Here is a 25,043-nt window from a genome sequence, read left to right on the forward strand (position 1 = left end):
GTTGGCACACCTCCTGCTATAGCCCTCGCAGGCTGCGTTTCTACGCGCTCCACAAAAACAATTAAACGAAGGATCCTTCAATGGATAACTCCAACGCCCTGCCTCTTGGGTCGGCTGCCGTGCCCGCCAAAGAAAGAACCACCGCCAGCCGGATCAAATCGATCTTCAGCGGTTCCGTCGGCAACATGGTCGAGTGGTACGACTGGTATGTGTATGCCGCCTTCTCCCTGTACTTCGCGAAAACCTTCTTCCCTGCCGGTTCCACCACCGCCCAACTGATGAACACCGCTGCGATTTTCGCCGTCGGCTTTCTGATGCGCCCGATCGGTGGCTGGCTGATGGGCATGTACGCCGACAAGGTCGGACGCAAAAAAGCCCTGATGGCCTCGGTCTACCTGATGTGCTTCGGCTCGTTGCTGATCGCCCTCAGCCCGAACTACGAAACCATCGGCATCGGCGCGCCGATCCTGCTGGTGTTCGCGCGTCTGCTGCAAGGCCTGTCGGTCGGTGGCGAATACGGCACCTCGGCGACCTATCTGTCGGAGATGGCGACCAAGGAACGTCGCGGCTTCTTCTCCAGCTTCCAGTACGTGACCCTGATCTCCGGCCAGCTCATCGCCCTCGGCGTACTGATCGTGCTGCAGAACGTGCTGACCACTGAACAGCTGTACGCGTGGGGCTGGCGTATTCCGTTCGCCATCGGTGCGCTGTGTGCGGTCGTGGCGCTGTACCTGCGTCGCGGCATGGAAGAAACCGAGTCGTTCACCAAGAAAGAAAAGTCCAAGGAAAGCGCCATGCGCACCTTGATGCGCCACCCCAAAGAGCTGTTGACCGTGGTCGGCCTGACCATGGGCGGCACCCTGGCGTTCTACACCTACACCACCTACATGCAGAAGTATCTGGTGAACACGGTCGGCATGAGCATCTCCGACTCGACCACCATTTCTGCCGCCACGCTGTTCCTGTTCATGTGCCTGCAACCGATCATCGGTGGCCTGTCGGACAAGATCGGTCGTCGTCCGATCCTGATCGCCTTCGGTGTACTGGGGACGATCTTCACCGTGCCGATCCTGATGACCCTGCACACCATCCAGACCTGGTGGGGCGCGTTCTTCCTGATCATGGCGGCACTGATCATCGTCAGCGGCTACACCTCGATCAACGCCGTGGTGAAAGCCGAACTGTTCCCGACCGAAATCCGCGCCCTGGGCGTAGGTCTGCCATATGCGCTGACCGTGTCGATCTTCGGCGGCACCGCTGAATACATCGCGCTGTGGTTCAAGAGCATCGGCATGGAAACCGGTTACTACTGGTATGTGACGGCGTGCATCGCGGTGTCGTTGCTGGTGTACATCACCATGAAGGACACCCAGAAGCACTCGCGCATCGTTACTGACTGATCAGGTGTTCACAGCCACTGTAATGGTGGCTGTTCTGGCCCTATCGCGAGCAGGCTCACTCCTACAGGGGAAAACATTCCAAATGCAGGAGTGAGCCTGCTCGCAATTGGGGTCACCGCGTTATCCAGACCTGCATGAATAATTCCTCACATCCGCTGCCAAGCGATTAATCGCTAATTAATGCTGCCCCTTCATTGTGCAATCACCTGATCGATGACCTGCGCGACGCTCGCTCCGACGACGAAAGCGAATTCAATGCGCCGCCCTTAACATCAAGTTAATCGATTGTTTTCAGCATTAATTTGCGCTTTTTAATCAATTTAGTTGGCGTAGCATTAAACACATGCAAGACACACCCGCCAACGAATCTGGAGTAACCGACATGAAAACCAAACTGATCCTCGCCCTGACCCTGTCCGTACTGGCCGCCAACACCTTCGCCGCCGACGGCTCGGACAAAACCAAATCCGCCGACTTCATCAACGGCGCCAGCGCCGCCATCAAAACCAGCCACACCGGCACTTATGCCGCTGACGGTTTTGATAAAACCAATATTGGCAAAGCTGTTGCTGCCGATGGTTTCGACAAAACCAACCTGGGTAAAACGGTCGCGGCTGACGGCTTCGATAAAACCGGCACTGCCGCGGCTATCAGCTAAGTATCAGCAGTCCTCTCACAGCCCGGCTTCGGCCGGGCTTAGTCATTTCTGCGGGATGACAATCTCCTGAGTTCACATCAAACCCTGTGGGAGCGAGCCTGCTCGCGAAGACGTCGTGTCAGGCGATATCAATGCAACTGACCCGACGCTTTCGCGAGCAGGCTCGCTCCCACAGGGGAATTTCATAGCTTGGAATATCGGTGTCTGGCTGGAAATATGCGGCGTGTACTTGCACTATTGGCCACCTGACTCAGCACTCTCCAGGATCACCCACCATGCCCGATGACATCCACTTCTACGAACCCGCCAACGGCCACGGTCTGCCCCACGATCCGTTCAACGCCATCGTCGGTCCGCGCCCGATCGGCTGGATTTCTTCACAGGATGCCAACGGCCAGTTGAACCTGGCGCCGTACAGTTTCTTCAACGCCTTCAACTACATTCCGCCGATCATTGGTTTCTCCAGCGTCGGGCGCAAAGACAGCCTGAACAACATCGAGCAGACCGGCGAGTTCGTCTGGAACCTCGCCACCCGCCCGCTGGCCGAGCAGATGAACCAGAGCTGCGCGATGGTCGCGCCGCAGGTCAACGAGTTTGAATTGGCGGGATTGACGACCGTTGCGTCAAAAGTGATTTCAGTGCCACGGGTCGCCGAAAGCCCGGTGTCCTTCGAGTGCCAGGTCACACAGATCATTCAATTGCAGCGTGCCGATGGCGAGACGGTGCCGAGCTGGCTGATCCTCGGCGAAGTCGTCGCCGTGCACATCGCCAAGTGGCTGTTGAAGGACGGCATCTACGACACCGCCGCGGCAGAACCGATTCTGCGCGGCGGCGGGCCGGCGGATTACTTCCAGCTGGGGCCTGAGGCCCTGTTCAAGATGTGGCGTCCGGGCGCCAACAAGTAACGCCTTACCAGATCAACTCGGCGTCTTCAGTGACGCCTTTGAGGTTATCCAGTTCATTGATGGCAGCCTCGTCGGCGGCGATAGCACCGGGGAAGACCTGATCATTCAGCAGCTTGTGAAAGCGTGGTGCACCGCCATCGACCAGGGCCTTGACCGCGATTGCCGCGTGATAGCCCTTGTTGCCGCCCAGCTCGACGGGGACGACTGCGGAAACTGCTTCGAAGTGTTCGAACTCTTTACGTGCCATGTCACACATCCCGGCTCAGACAAATAAGCCGGACATTAAACCCTCAACCGACGAGTTTGTGTACCGGTGCCGGGCATTGACCGAGGGCTTGCGCCGCCGATACGTCCTTGAAGGTGTGGAAGTCGAGGCTGTTGACCACCAGTTCCTGCACCAGCTCGGCGAAGATTTCCATCGACGGGCTGTTGAAATAGTTGGTCATCATTTGCTGACTGCTCCAGAACCCGGAGATCAGCCACAACTCGGGATCACACTGCGAATGCTGCAAGGCAAAGCTCAGGCAACCGGGGGCGGCGCGGGACGGATCGATCAACGCGCTCAGGCGTACACCGAGTTCCGCCGAACGCCCGGCGCGCGCTCGAACGAAGGCCATATGACTGACGGGAATCTGCTTGGACATGTTCAACCCTCCCAGGGAGTCGCGTGGCAGCCGGGGGACGGGCTGCGACAGGATCAAAGGTTAAGGGCCACGTGAACTCTGCCGTTAGTCGATTCCTGCCGCCGCGTTGCACAATCCTGCGAGACTGCATCCAGAACCTGTAACAACCTGTAAAACTGCGTCACACGTCTGTCATGCGCGTTTTGTGTAGGAGCTGTCGAAGGCTGCGATCTTTTGATTTTGCCTTGAAGATCAACAGATCGCAGCCTTCGGCAGCTCCTACAGGGTTGGATCGCGACAGGCGCGGGAACACCCCGGGGCAGAATCAGGCAAGCATTTCGCAGGATGTGTCTACCGCTGGCGCTTGCACAAACATATGCTCTGCTCCATTCCACCTCCCCTGCCGAGGATGCCGTGCATGACGTCATTCGATCGTTTTCAAGCCGAACCCAGCGCTGACATGGAAAAACAGCGCGCGGAACTGGCGGCGATCATCCGCCGCAACACAACTGACGATGGCAGCTACGAGACCGCCATCGGCTCGCTGTTCATGTCGCGCCACACAAAATCCCACGACTTTGCCCCGGTGCTCGCGCAACCGGCGCTGTGCATCATGGCGCAGGGACGCAAAGAGGTGCGGCTGGCCGATGAGTACTTCAATTACGACCCGCTGAATTATCTGGTGGTGTCGGTTTCGATGCCGTTGAGCGGGCGCGTGGTCAATGTCTCACCGGAAGAACCGATCCTCGCCGTGCGCCTGGATATCGACCCGACAGAAATCACCGCACTGATCGCCGACGCTGGCCCCATGGGCGTGCCGACCCGGCCGACCGGGCGTGGTTTGTATGTCGAGCAGATCGACAGTTCCATGCTCGATGCCGTGTTGCGTCTGGCGCGCCTGCTCGATGCGCCGAAAGACATCGCCATGCTCGCGCCGCTGATTCGCCGGGAGATTCTTTATCGCCTGCTGCGCAGTCCGCAGGGGCATCGTTTGTATGAAATCGCGATTGCCAACAGTCAGAGCCATCGCATCAGTCAGGCGATCAAATGGTTGAACGGCAACTTTGAACAGCCATTGCGCATTGATGATCTGGCGAAAGAAGTGAACCTCAGCGTGTCGACCTTGCATCACCGCTTCAAAGCGATGACGGCGATGAGTCCGCTGCAGTATCAGAAGCAGTTGCGTTTGCAGGAAGCGCGGCGTTTGATGCTGGCCGAAGGGCTTGAGGCGTCGGCGGCGGGGTATCGGGTGGGGTATGAGAGTCCGTCGCAGTTCAGCCGTGAATACAGCCGGCTGTTTGGTGCGCCGCCGTTAAGGGATTTGGCGCGGTTGCGGCTTTCGGTGTGACCGTTAGAAGCCCCTCACCCTAGCCCTCTCCCGGAGGGAGAGGGGACTGAATGGGGAATATTGGAGAGGTTCACCGACTTGAACGATTCGCTTTGAATCCATAATCAACTCGATTTTTCAGGTCGGCGAACATCGGCGAACATCGCCGGACACCGCGGTCGGCCCCCTCTCCCACCGGGAGAGGGCTGAGGTGAGGGTCGGCTTTCCAAGTGCTTTGACCAATCCATAATCGACTGGATTTTTCAGGTCGATGGACAGCGCCAGACACCTCGGTCGGCTCCCTCTCCCTCCGGGAGAGGGCTGGGGTGAGGGTCGGCTTTTACACCGCCCGAATCACATGCTTGAGCTCCTGAAACGCCGCCAACCCCCAAGGCCCTAACTCACGACCAATGCTGCTCTGCTTGTACCCGCCCCACGCCGCCTGCGGGAATATCACTTGCGGTGCATTGATCCATACCATCCCCGCCTGCAAGGCATTGGCCACGCGGTCCGCCGCAGCGGCATCGTTCGTCACCACACTGGCTACCAAACCAAACCGCGTGTCATTGGCCAAGGCAATCGCCTGTGCTTCAGTGGTGAAACTGCGCACACACAACACCGGCCCGAAAATTTCTTCACACCACAGCGCGCTGTCCAGCGGCACATCGGTAAACACTGTCGGCTGCAAGAAATAGCCGCGCGGCAGTTCCGCCGGGCGATTGCCGCCGCAGATCAATCGCGCACCCGCGCTCAAGCCACGATCGATGTACCCAAGCACTCGCTGGTACTGCGCCTGATTGACCAGCGCACCCATTTCCACCTCCGCATCGAACGGATCGGCCACACGAATGGCCTGCGCACGTTTCTGCAAGCGACGGAGGAATTGCTCTTCCAGCTCATCAGCCACCAGCACACGACTGGTCGCCGAACACATTTGCCCGGCATTGAAAAACGCGCCGCCACAAGCCAGCTCGACCGCCAGATCGAGATCAGCATCCGCCAACACCAGCAGCGAAGATTTGCCGCCCAACTCCAGGCTGACGCCCTTCACCGTTTCCGCCGCACGCTGCATCACCTGCACGCCGACCGCATTGCTGCCGGTAAAGGATATCTTGGCGATACGCGGATCCGCCGACAATGGCGCACCGACCGCCAGCCCAGTGCCGCAGACAAGATTGAACACGCCGTTTGGCAGACCCGATTCCGCGATGATTGCCGCCAGTTCCAGCTCCGGCAGCGGCGTGACTTCCGACGGTTTCAGCACCACGCAGCAACCGGCGGCGAGGGCCGGCGCGAGTTTCCACGCCGTAGTGACCATCGGGAAATTCCACGGCACGATCAGCCCGACCACTCCGCACGGTTCGCGGCGCAGACGTGCGCTGAAATCATCGCTGGGCAGCGGCACGTTGCTGTCCTGTCTGGCGTCGAGGCCTTCGGCGAGTTCGGCGTAATAATCGAACGTGGCGATGACATCGTCGACGTCGATGGCCGCTTCGAACTGCGGTTTGCCGTTGTTGCTCGATTGCAGGTTCATCAAGTGCTCGCGTCCATTGCGCACGCCATTGGCAATGTTGCGCAGGATCGCGCCGCGCTCGGCACCGCTGGTTTGCGACCAGTTTTTGAACGCTTCGCTGGCGGCCGCAACGGCTTGGTCGACGGCGTGCTCGTCACCGCCATTGACCGTGGTCAGCAGCGCTTCGGTGGCCGGGTTGATCACCCGCAGATGTTCGCGGCCGGCCGACCATTGGCCGTTGATGTAGAGGCCGTCGAGTGTGGTCGGGAAACTGATCATTGCGCCACCGCCTTCATCCATTGGCTCTGGTCGATTTCAATCAAGGTCGGGCCCTGACGATCGCTTGCACTACGCAACGCGCTGCGCAGTTGTTCGATGCTGCTGATCGCTTCAGCCGCGCAGCCGAGGCCCTTCGCCACAGCGACGAAATCCGGGGTGTAGATGTCCACGCCGACCGGCTCGATGGCACGGTTGACCATGTACTTCTTGATCTCTTCGTAGCCCTGGTTATTCCACAGCAGGACGATCACCGGCACCCGCGCTTCGACGGCGCTGGCCAGTTCCGGCAGAGTAAATTGCAGGCCACCGTCGCCGATCAGGCACACCACCGGTGGCCGCGCGCCTTGGTCGGTTTTACCGCCTAGCCAGGCGCCAATCGCCGCCGGCAAGGCGTAGCCGAGTGTGCCGTAGCCGGTCGAGGCGTTGAACCAGCGGCGCGGGTGATCCGGGTTGAACGTCAGGTTGCCGGTATACACCGGTTGCGTCGAGTCGCCGACGAACACGGCGTTGGGCAGCTCTTCGAGTACGGTGTCGAGGAAGCGGGTTTGCGCGAGGGTCGGCGCGTCCCAGCTCGCAGCCAGTTCGGCGCGCAGTTTGCCGGCACGAGCCTGGCCCCAATCGCTGCTGCGCTCACCGAGTTTTCCCTGCGACAGCGCATCCAGCAAGGCCTGCACGGCGTTGCGCGCATCGGCCACCAGCGCCAGGTGCGGCGGGTAGTTGCGCACGGTCTGATCGGCGTCGATATCGATACGCAGCAGTTTGCCGGGAATCTCGAAACCGCCAGCGAAAGTGACGTCGTAATCGGTCTCGGCCAGTTCGGTGCCAATGGCCAACACCACATCGGCATCGGCGACCAGCGCGCGGGTGGTAACCAGCGTCTGGGTCGAACCGATCAGCAGCGGATGGTTGCCCGGCAGCATGCCTTTGGCATTGATCGTCAGCGCCACCGGAGCGTCGAGTAACTCGGCAAGTCTGGTCAGCTCTGGCGCTGCGTCGATGGCACCGCCGCCAGCCAGAATCAGCGGACGTCTGGCTTCAGCCAGCAGCTCGCTCATGCATTTGACGGCCGCTGGCGCAGCGCCGGCGCGGTCGATATTGACCGGTACGCTGGCGAGCAATTCATCGGCGTTTTCGACCAGCACGTCCAACGGAATTTCGATGTGCACCGGACGTGGACGGCCGGCCTGGAACAACGCAAAAGCACGCGCCAGCACCACCGGCAATTCGGCGGCGGACATCAAGGTATGCGAGAACGCCGCAACACCTGCGACCAGTGCACTCTGGTTCGGCAATTCGTGCAGCTTGCCGCGCCCACCGCCCAACTGACTGCGAGATTGCACACTGGAGATCACCAGCATCGGGATCGAATCGGCATACGCCTGGCCCATCGCCGTGGTGATGTTGGTCATGCCTGGCCCGGTGATGATGAAGCACACACCCGGTTTGCCGCTGGTGCGCGCATAACCGTCGGCCATGAAACCGGCGCCTTGCTCATGCCGTGGGGTGACGTGGTTGATGCTCGAACGGGCCAGCCCGCGATACAGCTCGACGGTATGTACGCCAGGAATGCCGAACACCTGCTTGACCCCGTAACCTTCGAGTAACTTGACCAGTACTTCGCCACACGTCGCCATGTCGATTGCCCTTCTTGTTCGCTGAAGACACAGAACCAATGTGGGAGCGAGCCTGCTGGCGAAAGCGTCGGATCAGCCAACATCTTTGTTGAATATGAAACCGCTTTCGCGAGCAGGCTCGCTCCCACAGGGACCGTGGAATGGCTTCATTGGAACGGTCGGCAGGTAGCGGCAACAATCGATTAAAAGTCATACTAGCCATGTCCTCACGTCATGCCTTGGATCCCCATGAAACGCCTGCCTCCCCTGCCCGCCCTGCACACCTTTCTGATCACCGCGCAGTGCTGCAACTTCACCCGCGCCGCCGAGCAGTTGCACATCACCCAGGGCGCAGTGAGCCGGCAGATCGCCGGGCTGGAAGAGCATCTCGGTTATCCGCTGTTCATCCGCCTGGCCCGGGGCCTGGCGCTGACCGCCGAAGGACGTGAATGGCTGCCGCGTGTGGAAAAAGTCTTCGGCCTGATCAGCGAAGCCACCGAGCAAATCGGCCTGCAGCGCGAAACCCTGCAACTCAAGGCGCCCAGTTGCGTGATGCGCTGGCTGCTGCCGCGCTTGCTGCAATGGCAAAAAGAACGCCCGGATGTGCCGGTAAAACTCACCGCCTCGCTGCAACACGGCGTGGACTTTCAGCGCGAGCAATTCGATGCCGCGGTGATCTACGGCGCGCCTCCCGATAACTCGCCGGGCGCGTTGCACCTGTTCGACGAGCAGCTGACACCGGTCTGTTCACCGGTTTTGCTTAAGGGCTCGCCAGCGCTGAATTCACCGGCGGATCTGCAACAGCATCTGCTGCTGCACCCCACTCACGATATTCAGGATTGGTCGGTGTGGCTCAACGCCGCTGAGCTGCGGCTGAACAACATCGGCAGCGGCCAGCATTTCGAAACGCTGGATCAAGCCATGTCGATGGCGTCGCACGGGACGGGGGTGGCGATCGGGGATTGGTCGTTGATTGGTGATGACTTGCGCGCGGGGCGGCTGGTGATGCCGTTTGAGTTGAAGGTGAAGACGGGGCTGGCGTATTACGTCGTCGTGCCTGCGGGAACCGAGCCTTCGCCGCAGTTGGAAGAACTGATGATCTGGCTGGTGGAGCAGGCGCATTTGCGGTGAGGCTTTTTTCCCTCACCCTAACCCTCTCCCAGGGGGAGAGGGGACTGACCGAGTTGTTTTGTCGAGCTACACCGACTTGAAATACCGAGTCGAACTCAAGTTTGAAAAGCTTGAAGATCGGCTCCCTTTCCCCTCGCCCCCTTGGGGGAGAGGGCTGGGGTGAGGGGGAAAAGATCCAGAGCCAGACCAATCCCTCAGAAACGCCTCAATCAGTAACCAACAGTAAACCGCTGACGCGAATGCTTCGGCGTTTCCACTTCGTCGATCAGCGCAATCGCGTAATCAGCAAAAGTAATCCAGCTACGCCCCTCGGCACTCACCAGCAAATGATCCTCGCCGACACGGAAACTCCCCGTGCGCTCCCCTTCGACAAACTCTGCCGACGGCGACAGGAAGGTCCAGTCCAGATCCTGCTCCTGACGCAACGCCTCAAGAAACGCCGCACCGGCACTGGCTTCAGCTTTGTACTCCGCCGGGAAACCCGCGCTGTCGATCACTCGCGTATCGTCCGGCAGCAACAGCGAACCGGCACCGCCCACCACCAACAGACGCTTCACCCCAGCCTGCTTCACCGGCCCGACAATCGCCGCCGCAGGCACGGTGGCGAAATGCGCGGCGGTGATCACCACATCGTGACCGGTCACCGCGTCTTGCAACGCTGCGGCATCCAGCACATCGACATTCTTGCTGACCACACCGTTACGCGCGCCGATCTTCGAAGTGTCGCGGGCGATAGCGGTCACGCTATGGCCACGACGCAGGGCTTCTTCCAGCAGTTGGCTACCGGCACGGCCGGTGGCACCAATGATTGCGATCTTGCTCATGACATTCTCCAGTTGGCTTGAGAGTGCTGCGTTTTCAGAATCGGCTTACCACTTCATTTCGCCCTTGGCGACTTTCGCGCTCAGCTCCAGCGAGCTTTCTTCACCCAGTTTCGGGTAGCGTTTTTTCATCGCGGCGATCAGTGCGGCGGCGTCTTTGGCCTTGGCGGTTTCAGCGTCGAACGCCTTGATGTAGTCGGCAGTGAACTTCACGCTGGCCAGCGAACGACTGCTGTTGCCGAGGTAATGACCCGGCACCACGGTGTTCGGCTTGAGGGTTTCGATCGAGTGCAGGGTTTCCAGCCAGTCGGCGTGGGATTGCGCGGTCTGGGTGTCGGCCATCCACACGTGAATGTTCTCGGCGACGACCACGCCACCGACCACGGCTTTGAGCGACGGGATCCACACAAAGCTGCGATCTGGTTGCTTGCCTTCGAGGCCGACCACCTGCAATTTCTCCCCTTCGAGCATCAGGCTGTCGCCCTTGAGCACACCCGGCACGATGGTTTTCGCCGGAACGTCGGCGCCCATTTTCGGGCCCCAGAAGGCCAGTTTGCCGGCGACGGTTTTATTGATGTGGTCGACGGTCGGCTGCGACGCCAGCACCTTGGCGTCCGGGAAGGCTTGGGTCAGGGTATCGAGGCCGAAGTAGTAATCCGGGTCACCATGGCTGATGTAAATGGTGGTCAGGTGCTTGCCGCTGGCGCGGATCTTTTCCACCACCTGTTCAGCCTGGGATTTGCCGAATTGTGCATCAACGAGGATCGCGTCTTTCTCGCCGCTGACCAACACCGAGGTCACCGGAAAAATCGCGTTGGTTCCCGGGTTGTAAACGTCGAGGGTCAAGTTGGCTGCGGCGGCATGCGCGGCGAAACCCAGGGAAGCGCTGGCGAGCAGAACGCGTTTGAGTGTGGTGAAGCCGATCATCTATTGCTCCGGTGTCCGAATGCCGTGTCTGGCGATGGGACAGAGCTTAGTTGCCTGACTCGGTACAAAAAATGCGATGCTTGAACATAGTTTGTTTCTGAAAGCGGGCAAATCATGGATCGTCTCCAAGCAATGCGGGTGTTTGTCACCGTGGTGGATCTGGGCAGCCAGTCGGCAGCGGCCGATCATCTGGACCTTTCGCGACCCGTGGTTTCGCGTTATCTGGCAGAGCTGGAGGACTGGGTCGGCGCACGCCTGATGCACCGCACCACGCGTAAATTGAGCCTGACCGCCGCCGGCAGTGAAATTCTGCCGCGCTGCCGGCAGATGCTTGAACTGTCGACGGACATGCAGGCCGCCGTCAGCGAACCCCACGATGCCCCGCGCGGCTTGCTGCGGATCAGCGTCAGCACCTCGTTCGGCCAGGCGCAACTGGCCGATGCGATGGCTGCGTACGTCAAGCGTTACCCCGGTGTCAGCATCGATCTGCAAATGCTCGATCGCACGGTGAATCTGGTGGATGAACGGATCGATCTGGCGATTCGTACCAGTAACGATCTCGACCCCAACCTGATCGCCCGACGCCTGACCGTTTGTCGTTCGGTGGTGTGTGCCGCGCCGGCTTATCTGCAAGAACAGCCGGCGCCGTTGCGGGTCGAGGAATTGAGTCGGCATAACTGCCTGACGCACTCGTATTTCGGCAAGAGCCTGTGGCATTTCGAGGAAGATGGCGAACCGGTTTCGGTGCCGGTGCAGGGCAATATCAGCGCCAACGAAGCCAGCACGTTGCTGCGCGCGACACTGGCGGGTGCGGGAGTGGCGATGCTGCCGACGTATCAGGCCGGGGTGCATATTCACAGCGGTGAGCTGGTTCGACTGCTGCCCCATGCGGAGCCGCGGCAGATGAGCATCTACGCGGTGTACGCCTCGCGCAAACACATGCCGGCGGCGTTGCGTAGCATGCTGGATTTTCTGGTGCTCAGATTTCCGGAAAATCCCGAATGGGATATCGGCCTGTAAACCCGATCCCCTGTAGGCCTTCGCCTGCTCGCGAAAGCGGTGTCTCAGTTACTGAAAGGTTGGCTGAACGGACGCTTTCGCGAGCAGGCTCGCTCCCACAGTGGCTATCGATGTGCTGAATGGCGGGTTACAAGCTCAAGCACACTCGCTGGCAACTCCCCACCGCTGACCTATGCTGAAAGTAATACCGCAGGGTATGCGTTCAGAGGTCTACGCCATGAACATCAAAACAAGAAGGTACGTCGCGATTTTCATTACCTGCGCCGCCACGCTGGCGCTGTACGGCACCGCTGCCTGGCGGGTCGAGCAGTTGCGACAGTTGCCGCGCGAGTACGCGAGCTGCAATTTCGAGCGCTGTATTCCGCACAATGCCACGCTGAACGCATTGCGCTGATATTCAACTGTAGGAGTGAGCCTGCTCGCGATAGCGGTGTGTCATTCAGATAAAGTTTGACTGACACACCGCTATCGCGAGCAGGCTCACTCCTACAGGGGTTTTGTGGTGTCTGTGAGTTATTGATCGGCCTTCAGGCTGTCGCGGAAAGCCTTGGGCGATATTCCCACCCTACGCCGAAACAGCCGCGTGAAGTTGGTCGGGTCGGAAAACCCCAACAGTTCCGACATCTCGTAAATCGTCATGCTGGTGTACGTCAGCAAGCGCTTGGCCTCCAATAACTGCCGTTCATGCATGATCTGCAACGCCGGTTGCCCGGCCAGCTCACGGCAGGTGCCGTTGAGGTGCGATACCGAAATCCCCAGTCGATGCGCGAGGTCTTCGACCTTGACGTGCTGGCGATAAGTCTCCTCGACCAACTGAATAAAGCCATTGAGGTATTCGCGCTGACGCTGCGGCCGCTGACTGGCTTTGTGGCGCACGATCGCCTGACGGCTGACCCAGACCATGATCACGCTGACCAACGAATGCATGAGCATTTCACGTGCTGGTTGATGACCGTTGTACTCAGCCTGCAACGCCGAGAACAGGCTGTTGAGGTAATCGCCGTCGTTGCCTGCCGGGTAGTTTTCTGCGCTGGCCAGCGCGTGTACTGAATCGCCCAGTTGCGCCTGCAAGTGGTTGATCAGCGGTGTGGCGAGGGTAACGATGAACCCTTCGACATCTTCGGAAAAACGAAAGCCGTGCACCGATAACGGTGGCAGCACTTGGATGGCCGGGGTGTCGAGTTGCGTGCGCTGCCCTTCGATCTCAAGCTCTGCCTGACCTTTGAAGACGAAGAGTAACTGGCACAAATCAGCATGGCGGTGGGGTTTGATTTCCCACTCGTGTTCGCGACTGCGGGAGGAAATGGTTTCACAGTGCAGCAAGTCAGGGGTCGGCCAGTCCAGGCTTTCACCGTAGAGCTTGAACACTGGAATCGAAGGCAGCTCAGGCTTGTTCATCACTTCAATCCAGGCCTCGGGGTTGTGGGCGATAATCGCACCGATTGGCAGAATGTACAGGTATCGGCTCAGTTTTCACCTTCAATTGACAGACCCGCAAGGGAAAAATGCAAGCACTCGATCCATAAAAATCATTCACCGGTCTTGGCCGCGTGAAGCTTGCGAGTCATAAAAACAATGAAAACGCTGAAAACCCAAGTCGCCATTATCGGCGCCGGTCCGTCCGGATTGCTCCTCGGCCAGTTGTTGCACAACGCCGGTATCGACACCCTCATCCTCGAACGTCAGACCCCCGATTATGTCCTCGGTCGCATCCGCGCCGGGGTGCTTGAACAAGGCATGGTAGAGCTGTTGCGTCAGGCTGGCGTGAGTCAGCGCATGGACGCCGAAGGGTTGGTGCATGGCGGTTTCGATCTGGCTTTGGACGGGCGTCAGGTGCACATCGATCTGCACGCGCTGACTGGCGGCAAGACTGTGATGATCTACGGCCAGACCGAAGTGACTCGCGACCTGATGGCCGCTCGTCGGGAGGCCGGCGCGCCGACGATTTACCAGGCGAGCAATGTCGTTCCTCATGGCATGAAAAGCGACGAGGCGTTTGTCACCTTTGAAAAGGACGGCGAAACCTTTCGCGTCGATTGCGACTACATCGCCGGCTGCGACGGTTTCCATGGTGTAGCCCGGCAGTCGATTCCGGCCGATAGCCTGAAGGTGTTCGAGCGGGTTTATCCGTTTGGCTGGCTGGGGATTCTCGCCGACACCCCGCCGGTGCATGACGAGTTGGTCTATGCCCGCCATGAACGCGGCTTCGCCCTGTGCAGCATGCGTTCGGCCACCCGCACCCGCTATTACCTGCAAGTGCCGGCGGATGAAAACGTCGATGACTGGAGCGACCAGCGCTTCTGGGATGAATTGAAAAATCGCCTGCCGGTGGAGCTCGCCGAGAAACTGGTTACCGGCCCATCGATTGAAAAAAGCATTGCGCCGCTGCGCAGTTTTGTCGTCGAGCCGATGCAGTACGGACGGATGTTTCTGGTCGGAGACGCCGCGCATATCGTCCCGCCTACCGGCGCCAAGGGTTTGAACCTGGCCGCCAGTGACGTGAGTACGCTGTTCAATATTCTGCTGAAGGTTTACCGCGACGGGCGCACCGATCTGCTGGAGAAATACTCGGAAATCTGCCTGCGCCGAGTGTGGAAAGCCGAGCGCTTTTCCTGGTGGATGACTTCGATGCTGCACCGCTTCGACGATCACGATGACTTCAGCCAGCGCATCAGCGCCTCGGAACTGGACTACTTTGTCAGTTCAGAGGCAGGGCGAAAAACCATTGCAGAAAATTATGTCGGACTTCCGTACGAGGCTATCGAATAGCTTCCTACCGACTTACACTGGCGAGCATCAACCCGCGCGCAATAGCCGCGCGGGTCCATCACTGCCCGCAGGCTCGCCCGTGACCAATCTCAATCACCCCGAAACGCCCAAACCGGCCATTCGCAGCGTGCTGGTCGCGTTGATGATGGCGATCTTTCTCGGCGCGCTGGATCAGACCATCGTTGCTGTATCGATGCCGGCCATTTCTGCGCAGTTCAAGGACGTCAGCCTGCTGGCCTGGGTGATTTCCGGGTACATGGTCGCGATGACGGTGGCCGTGCCGATCTACGGCAAGCTCGGTGACTTGTACGGGCGGCGCAAACTGATGCTGTTCGGCATGGGCCTGTTCACCCTCGCCTCGCTGTTTTGCGGCATGGCGCAGAGCATGGAGCAACTGGTGCTGGCGCGGATCCTTCAGGGCATCGGCGCCGGCGGGATGATTTCGGTGAGTCAGGCGATCATCGGCGATATCGTGCCGCCGCGTGAACGCGGGCGTTATCAGGGTTACTTCAGCAGCATGTACGCCGTGGCCAGTGTCGCCGGCCCGGTGCTCGGCGGTTACATGACCGAATACCTGTCGTGGCGCTGGGTGTTTCTGATCAACCTGCCGCTGGGCCTCGGTGCCTGGTGGGTGGCGCGGCGCAACTTGCGCGGGCTGCCGATTCCGCAGCGCAAACCAGTCATCGACTACCTCGGTACGTTGTTGATGATCATCGGCCTCACTGCCCTGTTGCTGGGCATTACTCAGGTTGGTCAGGGTCATTCGTGGCGCAGCGGTGAAGTGCTTGGCCTGTTCGCCTGTGCGGTGGTGGTACTGGCGTTGTTTGTCTGGCACGAGCGCCGGGCGCGGGAGCCTTTGCTGCCGATGCACCTGTTTGCCAACCGCAACGCGTTGCTGTGCTGGTGCACGATTTTCTTTACCAGTTTCCAGGCGATTTCGCTGATTGTGCTGATGCCGCTGCGCTTTCAGACCGTGACCGGTGCCGGAGCTGACAGCGCCGCTTTGCACTTGTTGCCATTGGCGATGGGGTTGCCGATTGGTGCATTTTTCGCCGGCCGGCGCACGTCGATTACCGGGCGTTACAAACCACAGATTCTGAGCGGCGCTCTGCTGATGCCGATCGCGATTTTCGGCATGGCGTTCAGCCCACCGGAGGCGACGCTGGTCAGTGGTCTGTTCATGTTGCTCTGTGGTATTTCCAGCGGCATGCAGTTCCCGACCTCGTTGGTCGGCACCCAGAATTCGGTGGAACAACGCGACATCGGCGTAGCGACCAGCACCACCAACCTGTTTCGCTCTCTCGGCGGCGCAGTGGGTGTGGCGTTGATGTCGGCGCTGTTGCTGGCGTTGCTGCAGGATTCCAGTTTCGCCCATCTGGCGAGCAGTTCACTGATGAGCGAGGGCCATTCCGGCAACGTCCTGCTGGATGGTTTGAACGCCGCGCCAGGCGATGCACAAAATGCCTTGCGCGCGGAGCTGCTGGTGACGTTCCGGCATTTGTTGTGGGTGAGTGCGGCGGTGTCGTTGCTGGGGTTGGCAGCGGCGATTGCGATGCCGAACAACCTGCTGCGCGGGCGCGAGCATGGCGCCAAATAACCGCAACACCACAAAACCCTGTGGGAGCGAGCCTGCTCGCGAAAGCGGTGTGTTGATCGTTCCCACGCTCTGCGTGGGAATGCCTCAACGGACGCTCTGCGTTCGGCTTTGGATGGGACGCAGAGCGTCCCGGGCTGCATTCCCACGCGGAGCGTGGGAACGATCATCCTTCAAGGGCTGTAGTAACCCACGGCGACAAGGAAATGCCCGGCCTTCTTCAGGTAGGCATGCTTGTCCTCGACCTTGCCGGTCACCGGGTTTTTCAAGCGGTATTCATATTCACCCTCATCCTGCTTGCCGATCAGCGCCAGAATCGGCTCGCCCACCGGTTTGCCTTCCGGGTCCTTGACCTTGCCGAAGTCGGTGTTGATCAAGCGCAGATTAGTGCCGTGGGCGACGTAGCGCTGGGTATTCAGATCAACGACGAACACGTACAAGTCATCCTGCAAGTAGCCGCCCTTTAGCGAGTTGATCGCCGTCAACGTGCCCTTCTCGTCTTTGTCCAGATCAATCGCCGCTTTGTCGAGCAATGCCTTGGCCTGCTCCGCCGAGGCTCGCGGCAAGTAGTAACCCACCGCCAGAATCCGCTGGCCGATGCGTTGATAAAACACATGCTTGCGCTCGACCTTGCCGTCGGACCAGTTCTGCCAACGATATTCGGCCTGCTGGATGCCATTGCCTTCCGGCACTTTCAACGCGTCTTTGAAGGTTTTCTGCAAATCCGGGCCGAGCACCTCACTCACGTCACGGCCGATCAATGCCGAGGAAGGCCCGCCGCTGGCGAGCATCACGCCTTTGGTGTCGACTACAAACACGTAGCGATCCTTGTCGACAAACTCGCCCTGGCGGCTGAACGCGGCGAACGCCTTGTCGCCATTGTCGTGGTAATAGGCCAAGGCTTTTTCCAGCAAGGCAATGGCGGCCTGACTGTCATCCTTGGCGGCAGTGGCGGCGCTGGCCTGGCCGAAACCGGCCAGTAACATCACGCCGAGCCAGGCCACTTTATGCAAAAACCCCATAGCGCATCCCTCGTTCTTGTTGGTGTTTCAAGAGCGTAGACGGCTTGGGGTGATGTACGAGTATTCAGAATGATGCAGGGGATTACAGAATCCCCTGCACTGATCAACAAAGCTTATGGGCGGGAATTGATCTGCTGCTGCAAATTCTGAATCTGCGCCTGAAGGGTGTTGATGTTGCGGGTCATCTGCGCACGGAAGGCGTCGAACTCGGCGGTATTGCCGCCACCCTGAGGAGCCGCCGGGCGATTGTCCTGTTCGCTTTTGAGCACGACGATTTCCTGTTCGAGACGATCGATCGCCGCGCTTGGATTGCCCTGCTTTTTCAGTGCTGCGATATCGGCGCCAAGGCTTTTGAACTGTGCATCGAAGGCTTTCAACTGTGCGTCGACCTTGCTGGTGTCGGCCGGCGTGCTTTTCACCGTCGCCAGTTCCGCAGTCAAGGCTTTGACCTGCGCCTGCAACTGGGTATTGGCGTTCTGCTGTTCAGTAGTCTGCGCAGTCATCTGTGCCAGGCGTTTGTCCAGATCGCTGGCTTGCCCCGCTACGCCCTGCTGCTGTTTGCTCTGATCGAGCAGCTTGCCTTCAAGCTGTTTGATTTGCAGCTTCAGAGCCTCGCTGTCACTGGTGACGTTGGACTGGCTGGCGACAACCTTGCCGGAAATGTCCTGCAAGCGACCGGCCGCTTCCTCACTGATTCGCGCGAAGCTTTCCTGGGTCGCGACCAGTTGCTGCTCCATCAGCGAGATCTGCTGAAAGCTCCACCAGGCCAGACCGACAAAGGCGAAGAACAGTGCGCCGACCAAGGCCCACAGCGGCCCGGTGCTGGCGGCCTTGACCTTGACCACCGGCGGCGTGCGCGAGTGTACGGAGGTGCGGGCGGTGGTCGGAATGTCATCGTCGTCGAAGGCGTCGGCACGCAGGCTCGGGACATCATCGAAATCGTCGTGGGCATCATTACGCATGGACATTGAGGCAACCTTTGTGAAACGCGGTGATGGCTAAATGCTGCGAAGTATAACCGCCGCAGCCGCAGGGATTGACCCCCAAGCGGCTACACGGTTCATTGCCGCCCGGCCGAATCGTTTCAACGGATGTCCTGAGCTTTCCACCACGCGCAGAACTCATCCAGCGCCGACCACAGGCTGACTGTCGGATCGTAGTCCAGATAATGCCGGGCGCGGCTGATGTCGAGGGTGAAATTTTTTTTCATCACCTGCATGCCCAAGCGCGACAGGGTTGGCTCCGGACGCCCGGGCCAGAGCTTGCACGCCCCTTCGTTGAGCGCCGCGACGCTGTAGGCCAGCCCATACGAACGGTACTTGGTGACTTGCGGCACTTCCATTTTGCGCATCACGTAATTGACCACATCCCACAGCGGCACCGGCGCGCCGTTACTGATGTTGTAGGCCTTGCCCAGTGCGGAGCCGGCGGCCAGCAAGCTGCTGAGCATCGCTTCGTTGAGATTCTGCACGCTGGTGAAATCGACCTTGTTCAGGCCATTGCCGATGATCGCCAGACGGCCCTTGCGCTGCATGTTGAGCAGACGCGGGAAGATGCTCATGTCGCCGGCGCCGGTGACGAAACGCGGGCGCAGGGCGATGGTTTCGAGGCCGAATTCCTGGGCACCGAAGACCTTTTGCTCGGCCAGGTACTTGGTCGCGGCGTAGGGATGCTTGAAACGCTTGGGCACTTGCTCTTCGGTCAGATTGAAGTGATCGCGACCATCGAAATAGATCGATGGCGACGACAGATGCACCAAACGGCGGACGCGCTGCTTCAGACAGGCTTCGACGACGTTTTCGGTGACCTGCACGTTGCCTTGATGGAAGTCCTGATAGCGGCCCCACAGTCCGACAGCACCGGCGCAATGCACCACGGCTTCGACGTCCGAGCACAGTTCGCGGACCAGGTCGGGATCGGTCAGATCGCCGGGCACAAACTCGGCACCACGGCGCACCAGATGTTCGACGCTCTCGGCCCGGCGACCGTTGACCCGCACGTCCAGGCCCTGCTCCAAAGCGAAACGCGCAAAGCGTCCGCCAATGAAGCCGCTTGCGCCGGTGACCAAAATTTTCATGCAAAACTCCAATGAAACCAGCTGCGAGCTTCAAGCTTCGAGCTGCAAGTTTAAAACGGTGCGCAGCGCTGAACTTGCCGCTTGCAGCTTGACGCTCATGGCTGCTTCCAGGGCACCAGCCATTGCGCTGAAGCGCGCACTAATTGCTCGGTCAGCAAACCCAGCAACTGACCGCCATTGCGCCAATGATGCCAGTACAACGGCACGTCGATCGGTTTATCTGGCAACAGTTCGCGCAACACCCCGCGTTGCAGTTGATCGCGCACTTGCAGTTCCGGCACCAGCCCCCAGCCGAGTCCGGCTTCGGTCAGGCGGATAAAACCTTCCGAGGACGGGCACAAATGGTGTTCGAATCCACCATCGACGCCCAGCGAGGCGAGATAGCGATGCTGAAGAAAATCGTCCGGGCCGAACACCAGCGCTGGCGTGCGCGGCAATTGTTCGGCACGAACGCCGTCGGGGAAATGCCGCTCGATAAACGCCGGGCTGGCCAGCGCGCGATAACGCATTGCGCCGAGCAACACGCTGCGCGCACCCGCCACCGGACGCTCACTGGCACAAAGGCATGCGGCCACTTCGCCGGCGCGCATGCGTTTGAGGCCGACGGTCTGGTCTTCGACGACCAGATCGAGCAACAAATGCTGGTCGGCACAGAAATCGCCAACCGCGTCGGCCCACCATGTGGCGAGGCTGTCGGCGTTCAAGGCGATGCGCAGGCGCTCCGGCAAACCTTCTTCATCCAAGGCTGGCACCAGGGTCTGCAAGTCGCGCTCAAGCAAACGCACCTGCTGCACGTGGTTGAGCAGGCGCCGTCCAATCTCGGTCGGCGACGGCGGCGTGCCACGTATCAGCACCGGCTGGCCGACCCGCGCTTCGAGCAGTTTGATCCGCTGCGAGATCGCCGATTGCGACAAGCCCAGTACCTGCGCGGCCCGTTCGAATCCGGCCTGCTCGACCACGGCGGCCAAAGCGGAAAGCAATTTGTAGTCGAACATCAGTTTTCCTAATGAGCGATCAGCACTATTGGTTTTTCTTATACAGGTTTCGACTGGAGAATAGCCAGCAAGCACTCTTTCTCAAGGAACACTTCCATGGCTGGCGAAACTTCACTCACGACTTTGTTGCGCAGCATGAGCCCGCAACTCAACGCCGGCGAATACGTGTTCTGCACCCTGCGCGACGGTGTGTTGCCGAGCGGTCTGGAGGTTGTCGGCAGCTTCCGCGAGCAGGAAGGTCTGACGGTAATTGTCGAACGTTCCCGCGCCGAACAGGCCGGTTTCAGCTTCGACTATGTCGCCGCGTGGATCACCCTCAACGTGCACTCGGCTCTGGAAGCGGTGGGCCTCACCGCCGCCTTCGCCACGGCATTGGGCAAGGCCGGGATCAGTTGCAACGTGATTGCCGGCTATTACCACGACCATTTGTTCGTCGGTCAGGCCGACGCCGAACGCGCCATGCAAGTGCTGCGCGATCTCCCAGCCAACGCGGAGTAGATCTTATGTGGCAAAGCTATGTGAACGGCTTGCTGGTGGCGTTCGGGCTGATCATGGCGATCGGCACGCAGAACGCGTTTGTCTTGGCGCAGAGCTTGCGTCGTGAGCACCACCTGCCCGTGGCGGCGTTGTGCGTGGTCTGCGATGCGCTGCTGGTGGCGGCTGGTGTATTCGGGCTGGCGACGATTCTGGCGCAGAACCCGACACTGCTGGCAATTGCCCGTTGGGGTGGCGCGACTTTCTTGATCTGGTACGGCAGTCAGGCGTTGCGCCGGGCCTGTTCGAAACAGAGCATGGATCAGGGTGCGAATCAGACCGTACGTTCGTTGCGGGCGGTGATGCTCAGCGCCTTGGCGGTGACGCTGCTCAATCCGCACGTTTATCTGGATACGGTGTTGTTGATCGGCTCGCTCGGCGCGCAGCAATCGGTGCCGGGGGCTTATGTGGTCGGGGCTGCGAGTGCTTCTCTGTTGTGGTTTTTCACGCTTGCGCTAGGCGCGGCATGGCTGGCGCCATGGTTGGCCCGGCCGAGTACCTGGCGGATCCTTGATCTGGTTGTAGCGCTGATGATGTTTACGGTAGCCGCACAACTGATATTGGCGTCCTGATTTATTCCAAACAGCTCTGGAACCTCTATCCCACACAGTTGTTGCGTGGTTAAGCCGCAACCCCGGTGCTATGATCCGAACCCTGCGCCGCAAAGAGTAAAAACTCGCCGGTGCATTTCTGGCCGCCCGTGATCGGCCTTGCGCTCACCGCAACAGACCTGATTAGGAGAATCATCATGGCTTTCGAATTGCCGCCGCTGCCTTACGCACACGATGCCCTGCAGCCGCACATTTCCAAGGAAACCCTGGAATACCACCACGACAAGCACCACAACACCTACGTCGTGAACCTGAACAACCTGGTGCCAGGCACCGAGTTCGAAGGCAAGACCCTGGAAGAAATCGTCAAGACTTCCTCGGGCGGTATCTTCAACAACGCCGCTCAGGTCTGGAACCACACTTTCTACTGGAACTGCCTGGCGCCAAACGCCGGTGGTCAACCAACCGGCGCGCTGGCTGAAGCCATCAACGCAGCCTTCGGTTCGTTCGACAAGTTCAAGGAAGAGTTCAGCAAAACCTCGATCGGCACCTTCGGTTCCGGCTGGGGCTGGCTGGTGAAAAAGGCTGACGGTTCCCTGGCCCTGGCCAGCACAATCGGCGCCGGCAACCCGCTGACCAGCGGCGACACCCCGCTGCTGACCTGCGACGTCTGGGAACACGCTTACTACATCGACTACCGCAACGTTCGTCCGAAGTATGTCGAAGCGTTCTGGAACCTGGTCAACTGGAAGTTCGTTGCTGAGCAGTTCGAAGGCAAAACCTTCACCGCTTAAGCTGCGCGCCAGTCAAAAAACCCGGCTTTTGCCGGGTTTTTTTATGGGCGTTTGATGATCGTTCCCACGCTCCGCGTGGGCATGCAGCCCGTGACGCTCCGCGTCACTGGACACAGAGCCTCCCTGGAGGCATTCCCACGCGGAGCGTGGGAATGATCAATAGCGTTTTTCTCACAATGAAAGCTGTCTGTCGCTGCTTGCCGCCATGCCACAGGGGGCTAACATCAAAACAGCGGAAAAAATGCTGCGAACCGCTCAAGTTGAAGGTCGAAACTACCGACATAGTACAAATAGGGCTAATACTCCAGACAGCAGCATTTCGGCCAAGGCCACGGGCAAATCGTCCCGGGCCTGATTGTCCCTTTGACTGCCAACACGGGATTGCCAATACTCGTGGCAACTTGACGCTACCCGCACGGAACAAGGAATAACCCTTTGAAGCTGGAACTCAAGAACAGCTTGTCGGTGAAGTTGCTCCGGGTCGTGCTCCTGTCGGCATTGATCGTCGGCGTAGTCTTGAGCTGCGCGCAGATTGTGTTCGATGCCTATAAAACCCGTCAGGCGGTTGCCGGCGACGCCGAACGCATCCTCGACATGTTCCGTGATCCTTCGACCCAGGCCGTTTACAGCCTCGATAGGGAAATGGGCATGCAGGTAATCGAAGGCCTGTTCCAGGATGATGCCGTGCGTCAGGCCTCCATCGGCCATCCCAACGAAGCCATGCTCGCGCAGAAATCCCGCGACCTGCAGCATTCCAGCAGCCGCTGGCTGACCGACCTGATTCTCGGCCAGGAGCGCACCTTCACCACCCAATTGGTGGGGCGCGGCCCGTACAGCGAGTATTACGGTGACCTGAGCATCACCCTCGACACCGCCACCTATGGCGAGGGCTTTATCGTCAGTTCGGTGATCATCTTCATTTCCGGTGTGTTGCGTGCTCTGGCCATGGGCCTGGTGCTGTATCTGGTTTATCACTGGCTGCTGACCAAACCGTTGTCGCGGATCATCGAACACCTCACCGAGATCAACCCGGATCGCCCCAGCGAGCACAAGATTCCGCAGCTCAAGGGCCACGAGAAAAACGAACTGGGCATCTGGATCAACACCGCCAACCAGTTGCTTGAGTCGATCGAACGCAACACCCATCTGCGCCACGAAGCCGAAAACAGCTTGTTGCGAATGGCCCAATACGACTTCCTCACCGGCCTGCCGAATCGCCAGCAATTGCAGCAGCAACTGGACAAGATTCTGGTCGACGCCGGCAAGCTGCAACGGCGGGTCGCGGTGTTGTGCGTGGGGCTGGATGATTTCAAAGGCATCAACGAGCAGTTCAGCTACCAGACCGGCGACCAATTGTTGCTGGCCTTGGCTGATCGTTTGCGTGCCCATAGCGGTCGCTTGGGCGCCCTCGCCCGCCTGGGTGGCGATCAGTTCGCCCTGGTCCAGGCCGACATCGAACAACCTTACGAAGCAGCGGAACTGGCGCAAAGCATCCTTGATGACCTGGAAGCGGCGTTTGCCCTCGACCACCAGGAAATCCGCCTGCGCGCGACCATCGGCATCACCCTGTTCCCGGAGGATGGCGACAGCACCGAGAAGCTGTTGCAGAAGGCCGAGCAGACCATGACGCTGGCCAAGACCCGCTCGCGCAACCGCTATCAGTTCTATATCGCTAGCGTCGACAGCGAGATGCGCCGCCGTCGCGAGCTGGAAAAAGACCTGCGCGATGCCCTTTTGCGCGACCAGTTCTATCTGGTTTATCAGCCGCAGATCAGCTATCGCGATCACCGTGTGGTCGGCGTGGAAGCGCTGATCCGCTGGCAACACCCGGAACACGGTCTGGTGCCTCCAGACCTGTTCATTCCGCTGGCCGAGCAGAACGGCACAATCATCGCCATCGGCGAATGGGTGCTCGATCAGGCCTGCAAACAACTGCGCGAATGGCACGATATGGGTTTCGCCGACCTGCGTATGGCGGTCAACCTGTCCACCGTACAACTGCACCACGCCGAGTTGCCGCGCGTGGTCAACAACCTGTTGCAGATGTATCGCCTGCCACCGCGCAGCCTGGAACTGGAAGTCACCGAAACCGGCCTGATGGAAGACATCAGCACTGCCGCGCAACACTTGTTGAGCCTGCGCCGTTCCGGCGCGTTGATTGCCATCGACGACTTCGGAACCGGCTATTCATCGCTGAGTTATCTGAAAAGCCTGCCGCTGGACAAGATCAAGATCGACAAGAGCTTCGTGCAGGATCTGCTTGATGACGACGACGATGCGACCATCGTTCGCGCGATCATTCAGTTGGGCAAGAGTCTCGGCATGCAGGTGATTGCCGAGGGCGTGGAAACGGCTGAGCAGGAGACGTACATCATCTCCGAAGGCTGCCACGAAGGTCAGGGTTATCACTACAGCAAACCGCTGCCGGCGCGGGAACTGGGCGCCTATCTCAAACAGGCACAACGCAGTAACGCGGCCATTCTCTAGAAG

Annotated in this window: 24 protein-coding genes; 13 read left to right on the top strand and 11 right to left on the bottom strand. The window is 59.7% G+C overall.

Going from position 1 to position 25,043, the window contains the following annotated elements; genetic code table 11:
- Positions 1-80: 80 nt before the first annotated feature.
- The 3 genes from AB4N44_RS10895 to AB4N44_RS10905 all read left to right on the top strand — a co-directional run bounded on the left by AB4N44_RS10895 (position 81) and on the right by AB4N44_RS10905 (position 2,963).
- The gene (locus AB4N44_RS10895) at positions 81-1,400 is read left to right on the top strand and encodes an MFS transporter (protein ID WP_007912608.1); all 1,320 of its coding nucleotides are present in this window, start codon (positions 81-83) and stop codon (positions 1,398-1,400) included.
- 382 nt (positions 1,401-1,782) lie between these two features.
- Positions 1,783-2,058: a hypothetical protein gene (locus AB4N44_RS10900; RefSeq protein ID WP_127929556.1), complete on the top strand. Its 276-nt coding sequence runs from the start codon at positions 1,783-1,785 to the stop codon at positions 2,056-2,058.
- 275 nt (positions 2,059-2,333) lie between these two features.
- A complete protein-coding gene (locus tag AB4N44_RS10905) occupies positions 2,334-2,963 on the top strand; it encodes a flavin reductase family protein (RefSeq protein WP_160041611.1) in 630 nt (209 codons plus the stop codon).
- A 4-nt stretch (positions 2,964-2,967) separates the two neighbouring features.
- Here AB4N44_RS10905 and AB4N44_RS10910 read toward each other — a convergent pair whose 3' ends face one another.
- Together AB4N44_RS10910 and AB4N44_RS10915 are read right to left on the bottom strand one after the other, a co-directional pair.
- Positions 2,968-3,210 carry a hypothetical protein gene (locus tag AB4N44_RS10910; protein WP_038366794.1) on the bottom strand — a complete coding sequence of 81 codons (243 nt, stop codon included), beginning with the start codon at positions 3,208-3,210 and terminating at the stop codon, positions 2,968-2,970.
- 43 nt (positions 3,211-3,253) lie between these two features.
- Positions 3,254-3,607 carry a putative quinol monooxygenase gene (locus tag AB4N44_RS10915; protein ID WP_127929557.1) on the bottom strand — a complete coding sequence of 118 codons (354 nt, stop codon included), beginning with the start codon at positions 3,605-3,607 and terminating at the stop codon, positions 3,254-3,256.
- A 397-nt stretch (positions 3,608-4,004) separates the two neighbouring features.
- On the opposite strand from AB4N44_RS10915, the gene AB4N44_RS10920 reads away from it, so the two are divergent.
- The gene (locus tag AB4N44_RS10920) at positions 4,005-4,934 is read left to right on the top strand and encodes an AraC family transcriptional regulator (RefSeq protein WP_127929558.1); all 930 of its coding nucleotides are present in this window, start codon (positions 4,005-4,007) and stop codon (positions 4,932-4,934) included.
- Between the two features lie 319 nt (positions 4,935-5,253).
- Here AB4N44_RS10920 and AB4N44_RS10925 read toward each other — a convergent pair whose 3' ends face one another.
- Entirely contained in the window at positions 5,254-6,702 is a 1,449-nt protein-coding gene (locus AB4N44_RS10925; RefSeq protein WP_460111710.1) for an aldehyde dehydrogenase family protein, read from the bottom strand.
- Complete coding sequence (locus AB4N44_RS10930; RefSeq protein ID WP_460108946.1) at positions 6,702-8,339, bottom strand: 5-guanidino-2-oxopentanoate decarboxylase; 1,638 nt, start codon at positions 8,337-8,339, stop codon at positions 6,702-6,704. The genes AB4N44_RS10925 and AB4N44_RS10930 overlap by 1 nt, the downstream gene beginning before the upstream one ends.
- A gap of 228 nt (positions 8,340-8,567) precedes the next feature.
- On the opposite strand from AB4N44_RS10930, the gene AB4N44_RS10935 reads away from it, so the two are divergent.
- Positions 8,568-9,449, top strand: coding sequence for a LysR substrate-binding domain-containing protein (locus tag AB4N44_RS10935; protein WP_460108945.1), 882 nt, complete (start codon positions 8,568-8,570; stop codon positions 9,447-9,449).
- A gap of 209 nt (positions 9,450-9,658) precedes the next feature.
- On the opposite strand, the gene AB4N44_RS10940 is transcribed toward AB4N44_RS10935, so the two are convergent.
- Together AB4N44_RS10940 and AB4N44_RS10945 are read right to left on the bottom strand one after the other, a co-directional pair.
- Positions 9,659-10,273: an NAD(P)-dependent oxidoreductase gene (locus AB4N44_RS10940; RefSeq protein WP_457462190.1), complete on the bottom strand. Its 615-nt coding sequence runs from the start codon at positions 10,271-10,273 to the stop codon at positions 9,659-9,661.
- 45 nt (positions 10,274-10,318) lie between these two features.
- Positions 10,319-11,197, bottom strand: coding sequence for an MBL fold metallo-hydrolase (locus tag AB4N44_RS10945; protein ID WP_460108943.1), 879 nt, complete (start codon positions 11,195-11,197; stop codon positions 10,319-10,321).
- Between the two features lie 114 nt (positions 11,198-11,311).
- Between AB4N44_RS10945 and AB4N44_RS10950 the strand changes: the two genes are divergently transcribed.
- Both AB4N44_RS10950 and AB4N44_RS10955 read left to right on the top strand, forming a co-directional pair.
- Positions 11,312-12,217 carry a LysR family transcriptional regulator gene (locus tag AB4N44_RS10950; protein ID WP_460108942.1) on the top strand — a complete coding sequence of 302 codons (906 nt, stop codon included), beginning with the start codon at positions 11,312-11,314 and terminating at the stop codon, positions 12,215-12,217.
- 217 nt (positions 12,218-12,434) lie between these two features.
- Positions 12,435-12,611 (top strand): hypothetical protein, encoded by a 177-nt coding sequence (locus AB4N44_RS10955; RefSeq protein WP_007912636.1) that lies wholly within the window; start codon positions 12,435-12,437, stop codon positions 12,609-12,611.
- A gap of 119 nt (positions 12,612-12,730) precedes the next feature.
- On the opposite strand, the gene AB4N44_RS10960 is transcribed toward AB4N44_RS10955, so the two are convergent.
- A complete protein-coding gene (locus tag AB4N44_RS10960) occupies positions 12,731-13,615 on the bottom strand; it encodes a helix-turn-helix domain-containing protein (RefSeq protein ID WP_460108941.1) in 885 nt (294 codons plus the stop codon).
- A gap of 186 nt (positions 13,616-13,801) precedes the next feature.
- On the opposite strand from AB4N44_RS10960, the gene pobA reads away from it, so the two are divergent.
- Together pobA and AB4N44_RS10970 are read left to right on the top strand one after the other, a co-directional pair.
- Complete coding sequence (gene pobA / locus AB4N44_RS10965; RefSeq protein ID WP_177413918.1) at positions 13,802-14,986, top strand: 4-hydroxybenzoate 3-monooxygenase; 1,185 nt, start codon at positions 13,802-13,804, stop codon at positions 14,984-14,986.
- Between the two features lie 79 nt (positions 14,987-15,065).
- Positions 15,066-16,583: an MDR family MFS transporter gene (locus AB4N44_RS10970; protein WP_460108939.1), complete on the top strand. Its 1,518-nt coding sequence runs from the start codon at positions 15,066-15,068 to the stop codon at positions 16,581-16,583.
- 170 nt (positions 16,584-16,753) lie between these two features.
- Here the strand turns inward: AB4N44_RS10970 and AB4N44_RS10975 are convergent, their stop codons facing one another.
- From AB4N44_RS10975 to AB4N44_RS10990, 4 genes are all read right to left on the bottom strand, one after another.
- Entirely contained in the window at positions 16,754-17,602 is an 849-nt protein-coding gene (locus AB4N44_RS10975) for a cache domain-containing protein (RefSeq protein ID WP_460108937.1), read from the bottom strand.
- A gap of 113 nt (positions 17,603-17,715) precedes the next feature.
- Positions 17,716-18,570, bottom strand: a complete 855-nt coding sequence (locus AB4N44_RS10980) for an ATPase (protein WP_150774284.1) — start codon at positions 18,568-18,570, stop codon at positions 17,716-17,718.
- 116 nt (positions 18,571-18,686) lie between these two features.
- Entirely contained in the window at positions 18,687-19,679 is a 993-nt protein-coding gene (locus tag AB4N44_RS10985; RefSeq protein WP_460108935.1) for an NAD-dependent epimerase/dehydratase family protein, read from the bottom strand.
- 95 nt (positions 19,680-19,774) lie between these two features.
- Positions 19,775-20,674 (bottom strand): LysR family transcriptional regulator ArgP, encoded by a 900-nt coding sequence (locus AB4N44_RS10990; protein WP_127929570.1) that lies wholly within the window; start codon positions 20,672-20,674, stop codon positions 19,775-19,777.
- A 96-nt stretch (positions 20,675-20,770) separates the two neighbouring features.
- Between AB4N44_RS10990 and AB4N44_RS10995 the strand changes: the two genes are divergently transcribed.
- From AB4N44_RS10995 to AB4N44_RS11010, 4 genes are all read left to right on the top strand, one after another.
- Positions 20,771-21,172: an ACT domain-containing protein gene (locus AB4N44_RS10995; RefSeq protein ID WP_460108934.1), complete on the top strand. Its 402-nt coding sequence runs from the start codon at positions 20,771-20,773 to the stop codon at positions 21,170-21,172.
- 5 nt (positions 21,173-21,177) lie between these two features.
- Positions 21,178-21,780, top strand: coding sequence for a LysE/ArgO family amino acid transporter (locus AB4N44_RS11000; RefSeq protein WP_160041629.1), 603 nt, complete (start codon positions 21,178-21,180; stop codon positions 21,778-21,780).
- A 176-nt stretch (positions 21,781-21,956) separates the two neighbouring features.
- Positions 21,957-22,553, top strand: a complete 597-nt coding sequence (locus tag AB4N44_RS11005; RefSeq protein WP_007918933.1) for a superoxide dismutase — start codon at positions 21,957-21,959, stop codon at positions 22,551-22,553.
- 435 nt (positions 22,554-22,988) lie between these two features.
- Complete coding sequence (locus AB4N44_RS11010) at positions 22,989-25,040, top strand: putative bifunctional diguanylate cyclase/phosphodiesterase (RefSeq protein ID WP_127929574.1); 2,052 nt, start codon at positions 22,989-22,991, stop codon at positions 25,038-25,040.
- Positions 25,041-25,043: the final 3 nt, after the last annotated feature.

The sequence above is a fragment of the Pseudomonas sp. S3_C06 genome, from assembly GCF_054667675.1.